Annotated in this window: 1 protein-coding gene; it reads left to right on the forward strand. The window is 70.9% G+C overall.

Going from position 1 to position 23,654, the window contains the following annotated elements; all coding sequences use genetic code 11:
* Window positions 1-4: 4 nt before the first annotated feature.
* The gene (locus ACIRQP_RS16645; protein ID WP_403889812.1) at window positions 5-23,587 is read left to right on the forward strand and encodes an amino acid adenylation domain-containing protein; all 23,583 of its coding nucleotides are present in this window, start codon (window positions 5-7) and stop codon (window positions 23,585-23,587) included.
* Window positions 23,588-23,654 lie beyond the last annotated feature (67 nt).

Raw genomic sequence — 23,654 nt, forward strand, 5'->3', positions numbered from 1 at the left:
CCTGATGTCTGAACAGAATCGGTTGGAACTCGCTCTGCCCGCGATCCGGGAACTCAAACAGCGGGCGACCGATCTGGAGGCGCAACTGACCGAACCGGTCGCGATCGTGTCGATGGCGTGCCGGCTGCCGGGCGGGGTGGGGACGCCGGAGGAGTTCTGGGAGCTGTTGTCCTCGGGCGGGGATGCGATCGAGGGGTTTCCGTCGCGGTGGGACGGCTGGGACGTGTACGACCCGGATCCGGAGGCCGTGGGCAAGAGCTATGCGCGTACGGGCGGATTCCTGCGGGACGTCGAGGAGTTCGACGCGGGGTTCTTCGGGATTCCGCCGCGTGAGGCGCGGGCGATGGACCCGCAGCAGCGGTTGGTCCTGGAAACCTCCTGGGAAGCCCTCGAACGCGCCGGGATCCGCTCCGAAGCCCTGGAGAGCAGCGACACCGGTGTGTACCTGGGCACGATGAACGGCGACTACGGCAGCCTGGGGCACGGTCTCGGGGACCAGGACGGATACGTCAACACCGGCCGGGCGAGCAGTGTGCTGTCGGGTCGGGTGTCGTATTCGCTGGGGTTGCGGGGCCCGGCGGTGACGGTGGACACGGCGTGTTCGTCGTCGTTGGTGGCCTTGCACCTGGCGGTGACGGCGCTGCGGCAGCGGGAGTGTGATGTCGCGTTGGCCGGTGGTGTGACGGTGATGTCGACGCCGTCGGTGTTCGTGGAGTTCTCCCGGCTGCGGGGCACCGCTGCCGATGGGCGGTGCAAGAGTTTCTCCGCCGACGCGGACGGGGCCGGCTGGTCCGAGGGCTGCGGCGTGCTCGTCCTGAAGCGGCTGTCGGCCGCGCAGGCGGCCGGGGACCGCGTGCTGGCGGTGATCCGCGGATCGGCGGTGAACCAGGACGGCCGGTCCCAGGGGCTGACCGCTCCGAACGGGCCCTCGCAGCAGCGGGTGATCCAGGAAGCACTGTCGCGTGCGGGGCTGTCCCCGTCGGACGTGGACGCGATCGAGGCACACGGCACCGGGACTCCCTTGGGCGACCCGGTCGAAGCCGGGGCGCTGGCGGCGGTCTTCGGAGCGGACCGGTCCGCGGAGCGGCCGGTATGGCTGGGGTCGTCGAAGTCGAACATCGGTCACGCCCAGGCCGCCGCGGGCGTGGCCGGCGTGATCAAGATGGTGCTCGCGCTGCGGCACGAGTCCCTGCCCCCGAGTCTGCACGCCGAGCGGCCCAGCGAGCACATCGATTGGGAGGGCAGCGGGCTCCGGCTGTTGGGCGAGGCGCGCTCCTGGCCGCGGGAGGAGTCCCGGCCGCGGCGCGCGGGTGTGTCGTCGTTCGGCCTGTCCGGGACCAACGCTCATCTGATCCTCGAAGAAGCGCCGGCGCGAACGGAATCCACGGGGGAACCCGAGGAGGTCTCCGGGCCCGAGGCCGGTGCCGCCACCGGTGGTGTGTTTCCGGTGGTGGTGTCGGGTCGGGACGCGGGTGTGGTGCGGGCGCAGGCCCGGCGCTGGGCCCAGTGGTGGCGCGAGCACCCGGAGGTGTCGCTCGACCGGGTCGCCTCCACAGCCCTGTGGCACCGCGGCTGGTTCGACTCCCGCGGCGCCGTCCTCGCCACCACCCGCGAGGAGGCCATCGACCGGCTGGGAGCCCTCGCCGAAGGCACCGATGCCATCGGAGTGATCGCTCCCATCGAGACGCAGGGTGAGGAGGCCCTCCTGGAGGCCGGCCCCGGGGGCGTATGGGTGTTCCCCGGCCAGGGGTCGCAGTGGGAAGGCATGGGCCGGTCCCTGTACGAACACTCCACCGCGTTCGCCCAAGCCGTGGCCATGTGCGACGCCGCCCTGCTGCCCTGGACGGGGTGGTCGGTCACCGAGGTCCTCACCGGGCAGCGCCCCCTGTCCGGCGTGGAGGAGGTGCAGCCGGCGCTGTTCACGATGAGCCTGGGCCTGGCCGCGTGGTGGGAGTCCATGGGCATCACCCCGCAGGCCGTGATCGGGCATTCGCAGGGCGAAGTGGCCGCCGCGGTCGTCGCAGGAATCCTCACCGCCGAACAGGGCGCGCGGATCGTCGCCGCCCGCTCGCGGGCCGTGGCCACCTGCCGCGGGCAGGGTGGCATGGCCGTCGTCGAACGCGGCGTGGACTGGATCACCGAACGCCTCACCGGCACCGAACTGTCCGTGGCCGCGGTCAACACCCCAGGATCCACCGTGATCTCCGGAGACAGCGACGCCCTCGACACCCTCCTCGCCCAACTGCGGACCGAGGACGTGTTCGCCCGCCGGGTACAGGTCGACTACGCCTCCCACAGCGCACACATGGACCCCCTCCTGCCCGCCCTGGCCGAAGAGCTCGCCGGCCTCCAGCCGGAAGCCGGACGGATCCCGCTTTACTCCACCGTCCACGGCCGCCTGATCCACGGCACCGAAATGAACGCCGACTACTGGTGCGCCAACCTCCGCCGGCCGGTCCGGTTCGACCAGGCCAGCCACGCCGCCACCACCGACGGCCACCACACCTGGATCGAAGTCAGCCCCCACCCCGTCATGGCCATGGCCCTCGACGAGATCACCCAGCACCACGGCGGAACCACCGTCGCCACCGCCCACCGGAACCAGGCCGACACCACTGATGTGCTGTCCGCATGGGTCCGCGCGGGACTGGCCCGGGGGAACGGGTGGCCGTGGCAGCGCGCGGTGCCGCGGACATCGGTGGAAACCGCCCTCCCCACCTACGCCTTCGACCGCCGGCGGTACTGGCTCCCCACCCCCAGCAGCACCCCGGCCGACCCCTCGGCCTGGGGCGCGGACGGGCTCGACCACCCCTGGCTCACGCTCTCCACCCCCTTGGCCGACGACGACGGCCTCATCCTCACCGGCAGGATCGACGCCACCGAACCCGGACAGCGCTGGCTGAGCGACCACAAGGTGTTCGACACCGTGCTCCTGCCCGGCACCGGGATCCTCGACATGGTCCTCACCGCCGCCGAACGCGTGGGCGCCACCGGGATCAACACCCTCGCCCTGACCACCCCCCTCGTCCTCCCCGAAACCGGCGCGCTGCGCGTCCAGGTCGCCGTCACCGGCACCGACGGCCACGGGTGCCGCCAGGTCACCGTCCACACCCACCCCGACCCCGACACCCACCCCGACACCCCCTGGACCACCCACGCCACCGCCCAACTCACCCACCTGACAGTCGGCGACACCGACGGCCACGGGTTCCGGGAACTCCGGAGCTGGCCGGTGGCGGGCACCACGTCAGTGGATCTGGACGGGTTCTACGACCGGCTGCGCGAGCGCGGAATCGACTACGGACCCGCCTTCCAGGGCCTGGTGGAGCTTTCCCGCAGCGGCGACACCGCTTACGCCGTGGTCCGCCTGCCCGAGGCCGAAGCCGAGAGTGCGGCGGCAGGCGACTTCGCGGTGCATCCGGCGCTGCTGGACGCGGCGCTGCACGCGGTCTCCGTGCTGGACGCCGACACCGGACGGGTATCGCTCCCCTTCGAGTGGACCGGGGCGGAGCTGTACGCCACCGGGGCGACCGAACTCCGTGTCCGGGTAGAGCGGGATCCCGCGTCATCCGAGGCCCGGCTGTGGATGGCGGATGCCCAGGGCGATCCGGTGGCCTACGTGGATGCGCTCGTTCTCCGTTCGGCGACGGAACAACAGCTGCGGCAGCGCACAGGCGGCCACCTCTACCGGCTCGACTTCCAGCTTCCCCGCACGACTCGCGAGGCACCGGCCGAGACCTGGGTCCTCGGCGGCTCCGGTGATCTCGCGCATGTGATCGGCGGACGGCCCGTCATCGACGTGGACGAGCTGCGCGCCCGGCTCGACGCCGGCGACGAGCCCCCGGCTCGCCTCGTCGTCGACAGCACCACGCGGGAGCCGGGTGATCTGGCGGACGCGGTGCGCACGGCCACCGCCACTGGACTGCACGTGGCGCAGGGTCTGCTGGCCGAGTCCCGGCTGGACGGGACCGAACTGGTCTGGGTGACCCGGGAGGCCGTACCGGCCGAGCCGGGGAAGGGCGTCGACGGCCTGGTGCACGCCCCGCTGTGGGGTCTCGTCCGTGCCGCGCGCGCCGAGTACCCGCAGCGCTCGCTGCGACTGGTGGACACCGGTTCCGGAGCCGAGGACGACGCCGCGCTCGCCAGGGCCGTGTCCGTCACGGACGAGCCCGAGATCGCGGTACGGGGAGGCGAGATCCGGGTCGCGCGGCTGGTCGCGGTCGAACGGGAGCCGGAAGACGTCACCACGGGAACTCCGGCGTCGGAGGGAACGGCACTGATCACCGGAGGAACCGGTGAGCTGGGCAGGGAACTCGCCAGGCATCTGGTGCGCACCCGTGGGGTCCGGCGTCTCGTGCTGACCTCGCGTCAGGGTGACCGGGCCCCGGGGGCCGCTGACCTCGCCGCCGAACTCACGGGGGCCGGGGCCGACAGCGTACGGATCGTGGCCTGTGACGTCGCCGACAGGGAGGCCCTTGCCGGTCTGATCGGTTCCATCGACGATCTGGACTCGGTATGGCACCTGGCCGGCGTGCTGGACGACGGACTGCTGCTGGACCAGAACACGGAGCGGCTGGAACGCGTACTCGCTCCGAAGCTGGACGCCGCGCTGCATCTGCACGACCTCACCCGAGAGCACTCACTGTCCGAGTTCGTCCTGTTCTCCTCGCTCGCCGGAGTGTTCGGAAGTGCCGGTCAGAGCACGTACGCCGCGGGCAACGCGTTCCTCGACGCCTTCGCCGTATGGCGTGTGCACGCGGGCCTGCCCGCCAGAAGTCTGTCCTGGGGACTGTGGGAGCAGGCCGGCACGGGGTTGACCGCGCACCTCGGCCAGGCCGAGCTGGCCCGGATCCGGCGCATGGGCGTCGAGCCGTTGTCCGTGGACGAGGGGCTGCGGACACTGGACGCGGCGCTGGCGACGGATTCGCGGGGACATCTGGTTCCCGTGCGGCTCGGGCCGACCTCGTCGCACCGTGGCCAGGACGAGGTGCCGGCGCTGCTTCGCGGCATGGTCAGGACGCGCCTGCGGCGGGCGAACGCGGGTGAGGCCCCCTCGGGCCTGCGCGGCAGGCTCGCGGCGCTCTCTCCCGACCAGCGGCGGGAGTCGGTGACGCTGCTGGTGCGGTCGGCGGCGGCGAGCGTGCTCGGCCTTCCGGACGAGGGTGCGGTGCCGGCCCAGCAGGTACTCAGGGACCTCGGCCTCGATTCGCTGATGGCCGTGGAACTGCGGCGCCGGGTCTCGCGGGAAACCGAGGTTCCGCTGCCCGCGACACTGGCGTTCGACCACCCGACCCCGGCCGCCATGGCGGAGTTCCTCCTGGAACGGCTGGACCTGTCACAGGCGGTGCTGACCGCCGAGGCTGTCGTCCGGGCCGCGGACGAGGACGACGATCCGGTCGCGATCGTGTCGATGGCGTGCCGGCTGCCGGGCGGGGTGGGGACGCCGGAGGAGTTCTGGGAGCTGTTGTCCTCGGGCGGGGATGCGATCGAGGGGTTTCCGTCGCGGTGGGACGGCTGGGACGTGTACGACCCGGATCCGGAGGCCGTGGGCAAGAGCTATGCGCGTACGGGCGGATTCCTGCGGGACGTCGAGGAGTTCGACGCGGGGTTCTTCGGGATTCCGCCGCGTGAGGCGCAGGCGATGGACCCGCAGCAACGGCTTGTGCTGGAAGCCTCGTGGGAGGCTCTCGAACGCGCCGGATTCCGCCCCGAAACCCTTGAGGGCAGCAACACCGGCGTGTACCTCGGTGCGATGGGGTCGGACTACGACCGTTTCAACAAGCATGACCTGAGTGCGCTCGACGCGTACGGCTCGATGGGCAGCGCCGGCAGTGTGCTGTCGGGTCGGGTGTCGTATTCGCTGGGGTTGCGGGGCCCGGCGGTGACGGTGGACACGGCGTGTTCGTCGTCGTTGGTGGCCTTGCACCTGGCGGTGACGGCGCTGCGGCAGCGGGAGTGTGATGTCGCGTTGGCCGGTGGTGTGACGGTGATGTCGACGCCGTCGGTGTTCGTGGAGTTCTCCCGGCTGCGGGGCACCGCTGCCGATGGGCGGTGCAAGAGTTTCTCCGCCGACGCGGACGGGGCCGGCTGGTCCGAGGGTTGCGGCGTGCTCGTCCTGAAGCGGCTGTCGGCCGCGCAGGCGGCCGGGGACCGCGTTCTGGCGGTGATCCGCGGATCGGCGGTGAATCAGGACGGCCGGTCCCAGGGTCTGACCGCTCCGAACGGGCCCTCGCAGCAGCGGGTGATCGAGCAGGCGTTGTCGCGTGCGGGACTCTTCCCGTCGGACGTGGACGCGGTCGAGGCGCACGGCACCGGGACCCCGCTCGGTGACCCGATCGAGGCGGGCGCTCTGGCGGCGGTCTTCGGGCCGGGGCGTTCCGTGGGGCGGCCGGTGTACCTGGGGTCGTCGAAGTCGAACATCGGTCACGCCCAGGCCGCCGCGGGCGTGGCCGGGGTGATCAAGATGGTGCTCGCGCTGCAGCACGAGCGGCTGCCCGCGACATTGCACGCCGAGCGGCCCAGCGAGCACATCGATTGGGAGGGCAGCGGGCTCCGGCTGTTGGGCGAGGCACGCTCCTGGCCACGGGAGGAGTCCCGGCCGCGGCGCGCGGGTGTGTCGTCGTTCGGACTGAGCGGGACCAACGCCCACCTCGTACTTGAGGAGTCCCCTGCCGCGGAGGCCGTCACTGAGCAGACGGTGACGGAGGGTGTGTTCCCGGTGGTGGTGTCGGGTCGGGACGCGGGTGTGGTGCGGGCGCAGGCCCGGCGCTGGGCCCAGTGGTGGCGTAAGCACCCGGAGGTCTCGCTGGACCGGGTGGCGTCCACCGCGCTGTGGAACCGCGGCTGGTTCGACCACCGGGGCGCCGTACTGGCCGCCACCCGCGACGAGGCCATCAGCCGACTGGAAGCACTCGCCGAGGGGACCGACGCGGCCGGCGTGATCGCGCCCGTCGAGGGACTGGGCGAAGAGGCCCGCCAAGGGGCTGGTTCCGGCGGTGTGTGGGTATTCCCGGGGCAGGGGTCGCAGTGGGAGGGCATGGGCCGGGTTCTGTGTGAGCACTCGCCGGTGTTCGCCGAGACCGTGGCCATGTGCGACGCCGCCCTGCTGCCCTGGACGGGGTGGTCGGTCACCGAGGTCCTCACCGGGCAGCGCCCCCTGTCCGGCGTGGAGGAGGTGCAGCCGGCGCTGTTCACGATGAGCCTGGGCCTGGCCGCGTGGTGGGAGTCCATGGGCATCACCCCGCAGGCCGTGATCGGGCATTCGCAGGGCGAAGTGGCCGCCGCCGTGGTGGCGGGCATCCTCACCGTCGAACAGGGCGCGAAGATCGTGGCCGCCCGCTCCCGGGCCGTGGCCACCTGCCGGGGCCAGGGAGGCATGGCCGTCGTCGAACGCGGCCATGAGTGGATCACCGAACGCCTCACCGGCACCGAACTGTCCGTGGCCGCGGTCAACACCCCAGGATCCACCGTGATCTCCGGGGACAACCACGCCCTGGACACCCTCCTGGCCCAGCTCAAGACCGAGGACGTGTTCGCCCGCCGGGTACAGGTCGACTACGCCTCCCACAGCGCACACATGGACCCCCTCCTGCCCGCCCTGGCCGAGGAACTCGCCGGCCTCCAACCGGCAGCCGGACGGATCCCGATGTACTCCACCGTCCACGGCCGCCTGATCCAGGACGGCGAGCTGGACGCCGACTACTGGTGCGCCAACCTGCGCCGGCCGGTCCGGTTCGACCAGGCCAGCCACGCCGCCACCACCGACGGCCACCACACCTGGATCGAGATCAGCCCCCACCCCGTCATGGCCATGGTCCTCGACGAGATCACCCGGCACCACGGGGGAATCACCGTCGCCACAGCCCACCGGGACCAGGCCGACACCACCGACGTCCTCTCCTCATGGGTCCGCGCCGGACTCGCCCACGCGGACGCGTGGCCGTGGCACCAGCTGGTCCCCCAGGCATCGATGGCGAGCGAGTTGCCCACCTATGCCTTCGACCGTCAGCGCTACTGGCCCGCCGCTCACAGCACCACTCCGGCGGTTGCATCGGGTTGGGGCGTGGACGGGGTGGATCACCCGTGGCTCAGGCTGTCGACACCGCTGGCCTCCGGCGACGGACTGATCCTCACCGGCACGATCGATGCCACCGACGGCGGGCAGGGCTGGCTGGGCGACCACCGTGTGTTCGGCACGGCGCTGCTGCCCGGCACGGGGATCCTGGACATGGTCCTCACCGCCGCGGAGCGGGTCGGAGCCGGCACGGTGGACACCCTGACCCTCACCACCCCACTGGTCCTGCCCGAGACCGGGCCGCTGCGCGTTCAGATCGCCGTCACCGGCATCGACGGCAACGGGCACCACCAGGTCACCGTCCACACCCACCCCGACCCCGACACCGACCCCGACACACCCTGGACCACCCACGCCACCGCCCAACTCACCCACGACACACCCACGCGCGCCCCCGAATCCGTCGACTGGGCGGCGGTGGTCGAGTCCGCGGAACACGTGTCCCTGGACGGGTTCTACGAGCGCTTCCGCGAGCGCGGACTCGATTACGGCCCTGCTTTCCAGGGCCTCAGCGCCCTGTGGCGACAGGGCAACGAGCTCTACGCCGTCCTTCGCCTTCCGGAGAGCCTGCGGCCCGAAGGGTTCGGGATCCACCCCGCCCTCCTGGATGCCGCGCTCCACACGATCCTCACCGCTGAGGAAGCCGACGACGAGATCACGCGACACCGCGACTCCGCTCAGCGCCGTGACGCCGGTCCGACGCGCGGGAAGCGGGTCCTGCTGCCGTTCGAGTGGAACGACGCCCGGCTGTACGCGACCGGGGCGTCGGTCGTGCGGGTGCGCGTACGCCTCGACAGCACGCGCGAGCAGGCCGAGCTGTGTGTGACGGACGAGAACGGGGACCTGGTCGTCACCGCGAGCCTTCGTCTCAGGGAGGCCGGCGCGGAAGGCCTGCGGACGGCGGCGGAACGGCACCTGTACCGGCTGGAGTTCCAGGACTGCCTGTCGCCCGCTGCCGAGCCGGCGGACACCGTGATCACCGGTGGCCCCCTCGCGGCCGCGCTCGGACTGCCCACGCTGGACACAGAAACCGGACCGGTTCCTTCCCGCATCGTGGTGGATGCCACTCAACCCTCCGGTACCCCGGAGGAATGCACCGCGGCGGCACTGATCCGTGCGCGTGACCTGCTGGCCGATCCACGGCTGGCCGGCACCGAACTGGTCTGGGTGACCCGTCAGGCGATGCTCGTGGACGAGGGCGAGACCGTCGACCTGGCCTCGGCGCCCCTGTGGGGTCTGCTGCGTGCGGCGCGCGCCGAGGGACATCCGGTGCGGCTGGTGGACGTGGACAGTGACGCCGATCCGGACAGGGTACGGGCGTCGCTGACCATCCCCGAGCCGGAGTTGGTGGTCCGCGGCGGTACGGTACGGGTCCCCCGGCTGGTCCGGTTCTCCGCGCGCGACACGGCACCCGCGCAGGGTGACGCGGCGTCCGCCGCTGACACCCGGGATGCGGAACGAGCACCGGGCACGGTGCTGATCACCGGCGGTACCGGTGAACTGGGGCGGCAGGTCGCATTGCACCTGGTGAGCGCGTGGGGAGTGCGCAAGCTGGTACTGGCTTCCCGCCGGGGTGCCGGAGCGGACGGTTCCGACGAACTGGTCGCCGAGCTGACCGCCGCCGGGGCCGACAGTGTGCGCGTGGCGGCCTGCGACGTCACCAGCCGCGACCAGCTGGCCGGACTCGTGGAGTCCGTCACGGATCTCAGCGGCGTGTGGCATCTGGCCGGCGTACTCGACGACGGACTGCTCGTGGACCAGACCCCGGAGCGTCTGGAACGGGTCTGGGCGCCGAAGGCACGCGCGGCATGGTGGCTGCACGAGCTGACCGCGGACCGTCCACTGACCTGGTTCGTGGTGTTCTCGTCCGCCGCGGGTGTCCTCGGAAGCGCTGGGCAGAGTGTCTACGCCGCGGCGAACGCGTTCGCGGACGCGGTCGTGGTCGAGCGGCGCCGGCAGGGACTTCCCGGACTGAGCCTGTCCTGGGGACTGTGGGAGCAGGCCGGTACGGGGTTGACCGCACACCTCGGCCAGGCGGAACTGGCAAGGATGCGCAGGCAGGGAGTGACCGCGCTGACCGGCGCGCAGGCGCTGGGGGCGCTTGACACCGCGTTGACCAGCCGGCGAGCGCATCTTGTTCCCCTGCGGATTGATCTGTCCGGGGCCGAGGACGCCCGCTCACCGCTGCTGTGTGGCAGGACCCGGATGCGGAGGCTGGCGGACACCCGGACGGACAGCGTCGACACCGGTTGGTCCGATCTGCCGGAACCGCAACGCATTCGCGCGCTGTCCGATCTCGTGCGGCGCGAAGCGGCCGTGGCGTTGGGCCGCTCCGACGAGATCCGCCCCGAGGCGGAGTTCACCGAACTCGGGCTGGACTCCCTGATGGCTGTGGAACTGCGCCGAAGGCTGTCCGCCGAGACCGGACTGTCCCTGCCCGCGACGGCCGTCTTCGATCACCCGACGGCCGCCGGCCTGGCGGAGTACCTCAACGGCTGCCTACGAGACCCGGGGGACGACACGGGTCGTGCGCGCGTGGAACGCGTGGAGCGACGCGATGTCCATCCGGCGACCGAGGGGCAGCGCAGGCTGTGGTTCCTGGAGCAGATGCGTCCCGGCACGGCCGAGTACAACGTGACGATGCCGGTCCGGGTCGCCGAACCGTTGGACCGCGCGGCGTTCGCCTCCGCCGTCGAGTTCGTGGTGCGGCGGCACGAGGCACTGCGCACGGGCCTGGAGAGCCGCGACGGTGAGCTGGTCCAGGTGGTGTACGAGGAGTTCGGCACCCCGCTGCGCTTCGAGGAGGTGGCCGATTCCGAGGAGCGGACCGACCGGATCCGGGGCGAGGCCGAGACACCCTTCGACCTGTCCGGCCCCGTGCTGTTCCGCTGCCTGGTGCTGACCGGTGCGGACGAACAGGTGGTCTGTTTCACCCTGCACCACGCGATCATCGACGCCTGGTCGTTGGTCATGATGCTGCGTGAGCTGTTCGCCGCGTACGGGGAGTTCCGCGCGGGCCTCGTTCCCGACAGCGGGAGCGAGTCGCTCGTGCACCTCGGCGACTACGCCGGCTGGGAGCGGGACTCCATCGAGCGGGGAGCCTTCGAGGCGGGACTCGGCTTCTTCCGGAACGAACTGGCCGGGGTCCCGCGTCTGCAACTGCCCCGGAGCGACGTGGACTCCGGTGCGGGCAAGGTCGGATTCGCGGTGTCCGACGCTCTTCGGGGCGAGCTGGAGGCCCTCGCCTCCGATGCGGGGGGCACCCTGTACACGGTGCTGGCCGGCGCCTTCGCGGTGCTGCTCTCCCGGTACAGCGACCAGCGGGACTTCAGCATCGGCACGGTGTGGTCCGGGCGCGGACTGCCCGGGTCGGCGGAGATCGTCGGTTTTCTCGCCAACACCCTGCCGTTGCGCTGTGATCTCTCCGCCGACCCGAACGTGCCCGATCTGCTGTCGGCGATGAAGTCCCGCGTGCTCGGCGTGATGGAACACCAGAACGTGCCACTGTCCGAAGTGGTCAAGGTCGTCGACGCCGAGCGCAACGGCGAGGAGAACCCGTTGTTCCGGGCGGTGTTCAGCTACGGACTGGGTGCGGAGCCGGACGACGACACGTGGCAGCCGTTCGACGGGTGCTTCACCGGTAACGTCGCGGGAACCGCCAAGTTCGAGCTGACCATGAGCCTCGCACCTGCTGCGGAGGGACTGCGCGGGGAACTGGAGTTCCAGTCACACGTACTGGATCAGGAATCCGCACAGCGCCTGGTCGCGAACTTCGAGACCCTGCTGAACTCCTTCGTCCGGGAGGGCGGTCTGCCGGTCAGCCGGCTGCCCCTGCTCTACGCCGAGGAAGAGGGCTCATTCCGGCAGCACGGCGACAGCGTGACGTCGGAGCCGGCCGCGCTGCCCGCGTCGCGGCCGGAGCCCGCGGATCCGGCCGCCGACGGTGACCGGGTGTGGGAGACGGTGGTCTCGGCCTGGTCGCGGGTACTGGAGCTGGAGCCGGCCGAGGTGGACCCGGACAGCGGATTCTTCGATGTCGGCGGAACGTCGTTGACAGCGCTGCGGGTCCATGAGTTGATCTGCGCCGGTCTGGAGCGTGAGTTTCCGCTCTCGACGCTGTTCCGCTATTCCACGGTGCGGCAGTTGACCACGTTCCTGCGTGGTGACGCCACGCGTGCGGTGATCGCGGGGACGGCGTCGGCCGGGGAGCGTTCGGACGAGGACGCGGTGGCGATCGTGGGTGTGGCCCTGCGTCTGCCGGGTGCGACTGACGTGGAGGAGTTCTGGGCGAATCTGCGGGGTGGTGTGGAGTCGATCCGCCGCTTCACCGAGCAGGAGTTGCTGGATGCCGGGGTGCCCAGGAACGTACTGGAGGATCCCGGGTTCGTCCCGGCCAAGGGCTACGTGGCGGACGCCGATCTCTTCGACGCCGAGTTCTTCGGGTACTCGCGGTCCGAAGCGGAGAACATGGATCCGCAGCACCGGCTCTTCCTGGAAACGGCCTGGCAGGGCCTGGAGAACGCCGGCATCCTGCCCGGCGCTGACCCCGGCCGGATCGGAGTCTTCGCCGGCGCCGGATTCGGCGGCTACAACAGCGGAAGCGTTCGCGGCGACGAGATCACCGAACTCAATGAGTTCTACCGCAATCTCCTCGGGAACAAGTCCGACTTCGTGTCCACCAGGGTGGCGCACAAGCTGAATCTGCGGGGTCCCGCGCTGACGGTGCAGACGGCGTGTTCCACGGGGCTGGTGGTCGCACATCTGGCCAGGCAGAGCCTGCTGCGGGGGGAATCCGACGTGGCACTCGTCGGCGCTTCCGCTCTCACCTTCCCCTTGGAGTACGGCTATTACCACCAGGAAGGCTTCGTCTTCTCGCCGGACGGCTCCTGTCGTGCGTTCGACGCCGACCGCCAGGGCACCGTGGTGGGCAACGGTGTGGTGGCGGTGGTGTTGCGGCGGCTGTCGGACGCGGTCGAGGCCGGGGACCGGATCTACGCGGTCATCCGCGGCAGCGCCATCAACAACGACGGGGCGGACAAGGTCGGATTCACCGCGCCCAGCGTGAGCGGCCAGGCCACTGTCATCACCGATGCCCTCGCCGACGCCGGACTGTCATCCGCCGACATCGGCTACGTCGAAGCGCACGGCACCGCCACCGCCATGGGCGACCTCATCGAGGTCCAGGCCCTGCAGGAGGTCCTCTCCTCCGACCGCGACGAGCCCTGCGCGGTCGGTTCGGTGAAGTCCAACATCGGCCACACCGATGTGGCCGCGGGTCTGGCGGGGCTGGTCAAGGCGGCGCTGTGCGTCTACCACGGTGAACTGGTACCCACGGTCAACTTCGAGCGGGTCAACCCCGAACTGGGTCTGGACCCGGCCGTGCTGCGGATCAGCGATGACACACGAGCCTGGCCGGGCATCCGACGCGCCGGGGTGTCCTCGTTCGGTATCGGTGGCACCAATGCCCACATGGTGCTGGAACAGCCGCCGCAGCCGACCGCGCGACCTGTCCGGACACAGGCCGTGGCGCCGGTGGTCGTCTCCGGACGGACTCCACAGGCACTCAGGGACCAGGCCCGGCAGTGGGCCCGCTGGCTCACCCAGCACCCCGACACCACCCTCACCGACCTCGCCCGGACCACCACCCGACACCGCCGGCACTTCGAGCACCGGGCCGCTGTCCTCGCCCATGACCTGGACGAGGTGGTGCGCGGGCTGACCGCGCTCGGGGACGGACACGGCGACGACGCGGTGTGCACCGGGGTGGCCGAGGAGCGTGGCAGGGTCGTGTTCGTCTTCGCCGGCCACGGTTCGCAGTGGCCGGGCATGGCCCAGCGGCTGCTCACCGAAAGCCCGGCCTTCGCCGACACGGTCGCCCGCTGTGACAAGGCACTGCGCCCCTGGACCGGCTGGTCGGTCCTCGAACTGCTGGAGAACCCCGAGGCGAGCGGGCTGAGTCTGGACGACGTCGAGGTGACCCAGCCCGCGCTGTTCACGGTCGCACTCGGCCTGGCGGAGGTGTGGCGGTCCGTCGGTCTGGAACCGGAGGCCGTGGTCGGACACAGCCAGGGCGAGGTGCCCGCCGCCGTCGTCGCCGGAGCGCTGACCCTGGAGGAGGGCGCCAAGGTGGTCGCCGTCCGCAGCCAGGCGTTCCATCGCATCGAGAGCGGCTCGGGCGGCATGGCCCTGTTGGGACTGCCGCTGACCGAGGTGGAGGAACTGCTCGCCGAGTACGGCGGATCGCTGTCGGTGGCCGCGGTGAACACCCCGGGTTCGGTGGCGGTGGCCGGTGCGGCGGACGCGGTGGGCGACCTGCTCGCGAAGCTGGCGGATCGTGACGTGTTCTCCCGTCGGATCAAGGCGGACCGGGCCGGACACTGCAGCCTGGTCGACCCCATGCTGCCCGAGGTGGAAGCGGCGCTGAGCGAACTGCGCCCCCGCGCGACGACGGTGCCGATGTACTCCACGGTGACCGGTGCGCCGATCGGCGGCGAGGTCCTGGACGCCCGGTACTGGTGCCGCAACCTGCGTGAGCCGGTGCGTATGGACCTGGCGCTCGACGCGCTACGTGCCGACGGCTTCGGCGTGTTCACCGAGGTCAGCCCGCATCCGCTGCTGGCCGTCCCGCTGACCACTTTCACCGCCGAGAGCGGCGGAGTGGTCCTGGGCAGCCTTCGCCGGGATCACGGCGGCCTCGCGCAGTTCGTGCGCGGCCTCGGCGAATTGCACGTCCACGGCCATGCGGTGGACTGGACACAGGTCATCGACGGGCCCGGCCGCCTGGTCGACCTGCCCGGCTACGCCTTCCAGCGGCAGAGCTACTGGATCGACGGCGGAGCCCGTATCCGGCAGGAACGGCAGGCACCCCCCGCGGACCTGGCTGCCCGGCTGACGGCACTGCCCGAGTCGGCCCGTGCCCTCACCGTGCTGGAGGCCGTGCAGGACGTGGTCCGCGGCATTCTCGGACTCAGCGAACCCATGCCCGTGGACGAGCGGTTCCAGGAACGCGGGCTGGATTCGATGATGGCTCTGCAACTGCGCAACCGGCTCAGCGAGGTGACCGGCACGCCGCTGCGGTCCACGCTCGCCTTCGAACACCCCACGCCTCAAGCGGTCGTGGACTATCTGCTGGCCAACGCCTTCTCCGAGCTGCCGCCTCCCGGTCTGTCGATGGAACGTGCCGAGCGGCGCGACGTCCATCCGGCGACCGAGGGCCAGCGCCGGCTGTGGTTCCTGGAGCGGATGCGTCCGGATTCCGCGCAGTACAACGCCGTTCTCCGGCTGGAGGTGGAGAGTCCACTGTGTCCGGAGACGTTCGGCCTGGCACTTCGCGCGGTGATGGAACGTCACGAGGCGCTGCGTACCGGACTGGAGCTCCGTGACGGCGAACTGGTCCAGGTGGTGCACCGGGAGTTCACCGTTCCGCTGCGGCACGAGCGGGTGACCGGCGCCGATGAGCTCGACCGCACGCTGCGCGCGGAGGAACGGATCCCGTTCGAGCTGGACGCCGAGACCCTGTTCCGCTGCCTGCTGGTGGACTCCGGCACGTTGTGGACCATGTGCTTCACCCTGCACCACGCCATCGCCGACGGCTGGTCGCTGTCCCTGCTGCTGAACGAGCTGTACGAGACGTACCGGGCCCTTGCCGGGCAGGACACCCTCCAGCTCCCGGAAGTCCGGTACCACCTCGGTGACTACGCACGATGGGAGAAGCGGTCCGTCGAGCAGGGCGCCTTCGAGCGTTCGCTCGAGTACTTCGAGTCCGAGCTGGACGGTTCTCAGCGTCTGGAACTCCCCGCTCGGGACGTCGCCGAGGACGACCAGGGCGATGCCGTGCACTTCACCGTGCCCGCGGAGCTCCGGGCCGCTCTGGACGAGCTGGCCACACGCAACTCCGTAACCGGGTACACCGTGTACGTCAGTGCCTTCGCGGTGCTGCTCGCCCGATACACCGACCAGTACGACTTCAGCATCGGCACGATCTGGTCGGCGAGGGAGCTGCCGCAGGTCGCGGAGACCTTCGGATTCCTGGCGAACACCCTGCCGCTGCGCTGCGACCTGACCGGGGCGGTGTCCTTCGAGGACGTCCTCGCCCGCACGCACACCCGTGTGCGGGGGGTGTTCGAGCACCAGAGCGTCCCGTTGACCGAGGTCGTGCGCATCGCCGGTGGTGACCGGACCGGTGAGGAGAACCCGCTGTTCCGGGCGGTGTTCAACTACGGCGGCGCGGCTTTCCCCGCGTTCGGAACGGGCGAGGCGGCCTGGCGGCTTCCCACGACGGGAAGCGTGTCCGGCAACGTCCAGGGCGCGTCGAAGTTCGAGCTGGGCCTCACGCTGACCGCCGACGGTGATGTGCTGCGCGGGGAACTGGAGTTCCAGTCACACGTGCTGGACCAGGACTCGGCCCACCGTATGGTCGCCAACTTCGAGACCCTGCTGGCATCGCTGGCCGCCCGGCCCGCCCGTCCGGTCCGGGAGACCGAACTGCTCTGCGGTGCGGAACACCGGTGGCTCGCCGAGCACGGCGGCGATATCGCGGCCCAGCCTGCCGGGGAGACCGCGTGCCAACGGATACTGGGACAGGCGGCACGGACGCCCCACGCGGTGGCCGTGGTGTCGGACGGACGCGAGCTGACCTACCAGGAGGTGTCCGCGAGAGCCCGCGCGATCGCCCGGCAGCTTGCCGGACTGGGCGTGACACGTGGTGATCTGGTCGGTCTCTGCCTTCCCCGCACGGTCGATCTGCCGGTGGCGATGCTCGCCACCTGGATGGCCGGGGCCGCCTATGTTCCGCTGGACCCGGAGTATCCGAAAGCGCGTCTGGACCATGTGGTGTCCGACAGCGGGCTCAAGGTGGTGATTTCGAGCGGCTCCCTCACGGACGCCCTGCCGGACGGCCTGCGGGTGCTGTCCGTCGAGGAGATCGCCGAGGCCGGGCACCACGGACTGCCGGACGGCGCTCTGCCGGTCCAGCCGGAACCGTCCGACCCCGCCTATGTCATCTACACCTCGGGCTCGACGGGCACCCCGAAGGGCGTGGTGGTCGAGCACGCGCAGTTCGCCGGCTTCTGTCTGGCCATGGACGACCGCGTCGGCGGTGGCGCCGACGGCACCTGGCTCGCCGTGACCAGTGTGTCCTTCGACATCTCCGGCCTCGAACTGCTGTGGACCTTGACCAGGGGCTACCGCGTGGTCATCGCCGGCGGAGAACTCGGCGGCTGGGCCGGATACCGGCAGTACGGGCCGACGCACCTGCAGTGCACGCCCTCACTGGCCAGGATGCTGCTGGCGGACGCGGGAGGTCGTGAGCTGCTCAGTGGGCTGCGGCTGCTCCTGGTCGGTGGCGAAGCGCTCGATCGCGGCCTGGCCGACCGGTTGCCGCGGACCTGTGGCGGCGACGTGCTCAACATGTACGGGCCCACGGAGACCACGGTCTGGTCGACGACCTGGCGGGTCGAACCCGGGCCGGTTTCGCTGGGATCGCCTGTGCTCGACACCCGGTTGGCCGTTCTCGACCGGCATCAGCAGCCGGTACCGCGGGGTTGTCGTGGTGAGTTGTGGATCGGAGGGCGTGGTGTCGCGCGGGGTTACTGGAACCGGGCCGCGCTGACGGATGAGCGGTTCGTGGTGGACCCGTTCGTGGGTGCGGGGCGGATGTACCGTACCGGGGACGTGGTCCGCTACCGCGAGGACGGCTCACTGGAGTACTGCGGCCGCGTGGACAACCAGGTGAAGCTGGCCGGACACCGCATCGAGCTCGGCGAGATCGAGTCCGTGGTCGCCGGGTGCACCGGCGTGCGGGAGGCTGCCGCGGTGGTACGTGAGGACGCCGGCTCGGCGGCCTTGTGGATGTACTACTCCGGGGACGCCGACCAGCAGGTCCTGGCCGAGCGCGCCGCGGCGCGGCTGCCGGTGTCGATGCTGCCCGCGCGGTGGGTACGGCAGGAGAGTCTGCCGCTGACACCGAACCGCAAGATCGACCGGCTGGCCCTGGCCGCGCTGCCCGCGTCGCGGCCGGAGCCCGCGGATCCGGCCGCCGACGGTGACCGGGTGTGGGAGACGGTGGTCTCGGCCTGGTCGCGGGTACTGGAGCTGGAGCCGGCCGAGGTGGACCCGGACAGGGGGTTCTTCGAACTGGGCGGAACGTCGATGGCAGCGCTGCGGGTCCATGAGTTGATCTGCGCCGGTCTGGAGCGTGAGTTTCCGCTCTCGACGCTGTTCCGCTATTCCACGGTGCGGCAGTTGACCACGTTCCTGCGTGGTGACGCCACGCGTGCGGTGATCGCGGGGACGGCGTCGGCCGGGAAGAGGTCGGACGAGGACGCGGTGGCGATCGTGGGTGTGGCCCTGCGTCTGCCGGGTGCGACTGACACGGAGGAGTTCTGGGCGAATCTGCGGGGTGGTGTGGAGTCGATCCGCCGCTTCACCGAGCAGGAGTTGCTGGATGCCGGGGTGCCCAGGAACGTACTGGAGGATCCCGGGTTCGTCCCGGCCAAGGGCTACGTGGCGGACGCCGATCTCTTCGACGCCGAGTTCTTCCGATGCTCTCCGTCCGATGCGGAGAACATGGATCCGCAGCACCGGCTCTTCCTGGAAACGGCCTGGCAGGGCCTGGAGAACGCCGGCATCCTGCCCGGCGCTGACCCCGGCCGCATCGGAGTCTTCGGCGGAGTCGGCTTCGGCGGCTATGACCAGGGTGATCCCGAGGACGTCTCGGAGGTCTTCCGTTCGGCGATCGGTAACAAGAACGACTTCCTCGCGACTCGCCTGGCGCACAAGCTGAATCTGCGGGGTCCCGCGCTGACGGTGCAGACGGCGTGTTCCACGGGGCTGGTGGCCGCGCACCTGGCCAGGCAGAGCCTGCTGCGCGGGGAATCCGACGTGGCACTCGTCGGCGCCTCCGCATTCACGTTCCCCCTGGAACAGGGCTACCAGTTCCAGGAAGGCTTCGTGGCCTCGCCGGACGGACACTGCAGGCCCTTCGATGCCGATGGCGCGGGCACGGTCATCGCCAACGGTGTGGTGGCGGTGGTGTTGCGGCGGCTGTCGGACGCGGTCGAGGCCGGGGACCGGATCTACGCGGTCATCCGCGGCAGCGCCATCAACAACGACGGGGCGGACAAGGTCGGATTCACCGCGCCCAGCGTGAGCGGCCAGGCCACTGTCATCACCGATGCCCTCGCCGACGCCGGACTGTCATCCGCCGACATCGGCTACGTCGAAGCGCACGGCACCGCCACCGCCATGGGCGATCCCATCGAGGTCCAGGCCCTGCAGGAGGTCTTCACCCCTGACCGCGACGAGCCCTGCGCGGTCGGTTCGGTGAAGTCCAACATCGGCCACACCGATGTGGCCGCGGGTCTGGCGGGGCTGGTCAAGGCGGCGCTGTGCGTCTACCACGGTGAACTGGTACCCACGGTCAACTTCGAGCGGGTCAACCCCGAACTGGGTCTGGACCCGGCCGTGCTGCGGATCAGCGATGACACACGAGCCTGGCCGGGCACTCGACGCGCCGGGGTGTCCTCGTTCGGTATCGGTGGCACCAATGCCCACATGGTGCTGGAACAGCCGCCGCAGCCGACCGCGCGACCTGTCCGGACACAGGCCGCAGCGCCGGTGGTCGTCTCCGGACGGACTCCACAGGCACTCAGGGACCAGGCCCGGCAGTGGGCCCACTGGCTCACCCAGCACCCCGACACCACCCTCACCGACCTCGCCCGGACCACCACCCGACACCGCCAACACTTCGCCGAACGCGCCTCGGTGGCCGGACCTGATCTGTCCACGGTCATCGAAGGGCTGACCGCCATTGCCCGTGACCAGCCGGACGCGTCGGTCACCCTTGCCACCGCACGGCCGGGCAAGGTCGTGTTCGTCTTCCCCGGCCAGGGTTCGCAGTGGCCGGGCATGGCCCAGCGGCTGCTCACCGAAAGCCCGGCCTTCGCCGACACGGTCGCCCGCTGTGACGAGGCACTGCGCCCCTGGACCGGCTGGTCGGTCCTCGAACTGCTCCAGGATGAGGACCGCATCGCGTGGGACCGCCTGGACGTCGCCCAGCCGGTGTTGTTCACCATGTATCTCGGCCTGGCGGCGGCCATGCGGGATCTGGGCCTGGAAGCACAGGCCGTGGTCGGACACAGCCAGGGCGAGATTCCCGCGGCCGTGGTCGCCGGCGCCCTGACCCTGGAGGAGGGCGCCAGGATCGTGGCCGAACGCAGCACGGCCCTCGCCGCGCTGTCCTCGGACGGTGAGATGGCGACGGTGGAACTCCCGGTTTCCGATGTCGAGGCAGCACTGGCTCCCTACGGGAACGCCGTCTCGGTCGCCGTGGTGAACACACCGAAATCCACGGTCATCTCAGGTGACCGCGCGATCGTGGAGGAGCTGCTCTACGCGTGGGACGACCAGGACGTGTGGTGCGGCAAGCTGAACGCCGCCTGCGCATCCCACAGTTCGCACATGGACGCGCTGCTGCCCGGCCTCCGGGACCAGCTTGCCTCGCTGCGTCCCCGCCCGTCCGAGATCCCGCTGTACTCCACGGTGCTGGGCCGGCGGGCCGCGGGTGAGGAACTGGACGCCGCTTACTGGTGCCGGAACCTGCGCGAACCCGTACGGCTCGACCTCGCCCAGCGAGAGCTGCTCGCCGACGGATACACGGTGTTCGTCGAGGTCAGTCCGCATCCCTTGCTGGCGATGCCGCTGGCCGACGGTGGCGCGGATCGGGACGCGGTGGTCCTGGCGACCATGGAACGGGAACAGGGCGGCCTGGACCGGCTCCAGCGCACACTGGGCGCCCTGCACGCGCACGGTGTCGGGATCGACTGGTCGGCGGCCGTCCCCGACGGTCGCATGGTCGGCCTGCCCGGCTACGCGTTCCAGCGGCAGCGTTACTGGAAGGAACCCGCTCGCCGCAAGACGACCGACCAGCGGTTCTGGGACGCCGTCGGTGCGGGCGAGGTGAACGGGCTCGCCGAGTTGCTCGGCGCGTCCGGGCAGCACAGGGACAGCGTCATGGACCTGCTGCCGTTGCTCCGGCGCTGGCACGAGGGCCGCGACGACCACGCCGAGATCGCCGACTGGCTGTACGAGGAGACCTGGCAGCCCACCGAGCCCGACACGGCACCGGCGGACGGAGTCTGGGCCGTCCTCGGGGACGCCGCGTCACCCGCCACGGAGCTGGTGACGGCCCTGCGCGAGGCAGGAGCCGGCACTCACCGGGCCGGCACGGATCCGGGCGACCTGGCCTCCCTGCCGGCGGCGATGCAGGGTGTGATCATCCTGACGCCACTGGACGAGGACGGCACGCGGCAGGGCTTCCTCCGAACCGTGCGACTGCTGCAGGGACTCGGAACAAGTCACCCGAGGACTCCGGTGTGGCTGGTCACCAGGGGCGCTGTCGGCGTGGACGAAGCCGATCCGGTCACGCGTCCCGAGCAGGCTCTGATCAACGGACTGGGCCGGGTCGCGGCACTGGAACGCCCCGAAGGCTGGGGCGGTACCGCGGACCTGCCCGAACAGCCGCACCCGGACTGGGCCGGGCAGCTCGTCCGCGCCGTTCTCGCCGGTGACGACGAGGACCAGATCGCGCTCCGCGCGGACGGCCGGTACGTGCGAAGGCTGCGTCGCACCACGCCCGCGCCGCGGTCGCCGTGGACGACCAGCGGCACCGCCCTGATCACCGGTGGCACGGGAGCCCTCGGCCGACGACTCGCCGGCTGGCTGGTGGAACGCGGGACGCGACGCGTCGTGCTCGCCTCCCGCTCCGGTGAGGTCTCCGCACAGTGCCGCGAGGAACTTGAGGCGACCGGGGCGGAGGTCGTGACGGCAGCCTGCGACGTCGGTGACAGGAGGCAGGTCGCCGAACTGATCGACCGGATCGACGCCGACGGCCCGCCGCTGACGGTCGTCGCGCATCTCGCGGGGGTCTCCGGCATGACACTCCTGGCAGAACTCGACACCGCCCAGGTCGCCGAGGAACTCTCCGCGAAGGTGTCCGGCGCCTGGCACCTGCACGAACTGCTCGGCGACCGGCCACTGGACGCGTTCCTGCTCTACGGCAGTGGTGCCAGTCTGTGGGGTGCGGGCGGCGGGACGACCTACGCGGCCGGCAACGCCGCGCTGGACGCCCTCGCCCGGCATCGGGTGGCCAACCGCCGCACGGCCACCGTGGTGCACTGGGGTGGCTGGGCCGACGGAGGCATGGTGACGCAGGAGGCCGAGGAGCAGCTCCGGGTACGGGGTCTGCGGATGATGCCCCCGGACCACGCGCTGAGCGCACTGGACCTGGTGCTCGGAACGGATCGGGTGGCGCTGGGGGTGGCCGATATCGACTGGTCCCGCTTCACCCCCACGTTCTGCGTCGCCAGGCGGCGTCCGCTGCTGCTGGGCATCCCGGAGGCGCGCGCCGAGATGACCGGCAAGCGCCAGGAGAGCGGACTCGAAGAGCGGCTGGCGGGCATGGGGCGGGACGCACAGCTCAGTACGGTGCTCGAACTGGTCCACGTCGAGGCCTCGGCTGCTCTCGGGGTAGCGGAGATCCCCGCCGAACAGCCTCTCCAGCAGCTCGGGATGGACTCGCTGATGGCGGTCGGCCTGCGCGCCAGACTCACCAGGCGAAGCGGCCTGCCGCTCGGCACGGACGTGCTGTTCCGGCACGGCAGTTGTGCGGGCATCGCGGAACACCTGGTCGACGAACTCACCGGGCGGCAGCCCGTCACCGAGGCCGTGCACGACCCGTTGGTGCGGGTGCTCAAGCCGGCGCGACACCCCAGGGCACGGATCCTGTGCATGGCGGGAATGGGGGGCACGACCACCGCCCACGTCCCGCTCATCCCGCACCTTCCCGAGGACGTGGAACTGCTCGGTATCCGGGTTCCCGGCCGTGACGGAGGCAGCGGGGAGGCCCCGGTAAGCGATGTGAACATCCTCGTGGACCGGGTCGTGGCGGAGATGTCCGACCGTCTCGACGTGCCGACCGTCCTGTACGGGCACAGCCAGGGCGCATGCGGAGTATGGGAGATCGCTCACCGGCTGGGCAGCAGGTTGGGGGGACCGGAACTGTCCCTCGTCGTCGCCTGTGCGCTGCCGCCGTTCAGCGAGGCGCCGGAGGCGCTCAAGCGGTTCCAAGAGGTGTCGACGCTGTGGGATACGGCGGCGCCGGGGACCCTGGTCGAGGTGTTCCGGGGTGTGCTGCCCGACGAGATCCTCGCCAACGACGAGGTCTTCGCCGGCTACCTGGAGAACCTGCGGAACGATTTCGCGATGTGGAACCGGCATCAGCTCATGCTGGAGTTTGACAACAGGGGTCCGCTGGACATCCCGATCACGGCGGTGTCGGCCACGGCCGACCCGGTGCTGCCCGAGGGCACGATGGAGGGCTGGTCCGCGCTGACCAGGGGCACGTTCGTGATCCGGAGCATCGAGGGCGCGCATTCGGCGCCGATCGAGAACCCGGAGGCCATGGCTCGGCAGCTGGCCTCGGCCTTCGCTGCCGAGCTCACGCTCAACGCATGACCGCACGTGGCGTCCGTCGTCGCCCGACGACGGACGCCACGATGGGGGCGGCTGGAGTATGAGGGAC

It is taken from the genome of Streptomyces sp. NPDC102274 (assembly GCF_044766385.1).
In the GTDB taxonomy this organism is placed as follows: Bacteria; Actinomycetota; Actinomycetes; order Streptomycetales; family Streptomycetaceae; genus Streptomyces.

What these genes read in the sequence shown, in the direction of transcription:
- ACIRQP_RS16645 (WP_403889812.1), top strand. Translation starts at nt 5, where the DNA reads ATGTCTGAACAGAATCGGTTGGAACTCGCTCTGCCCGCGATCCGGGAA.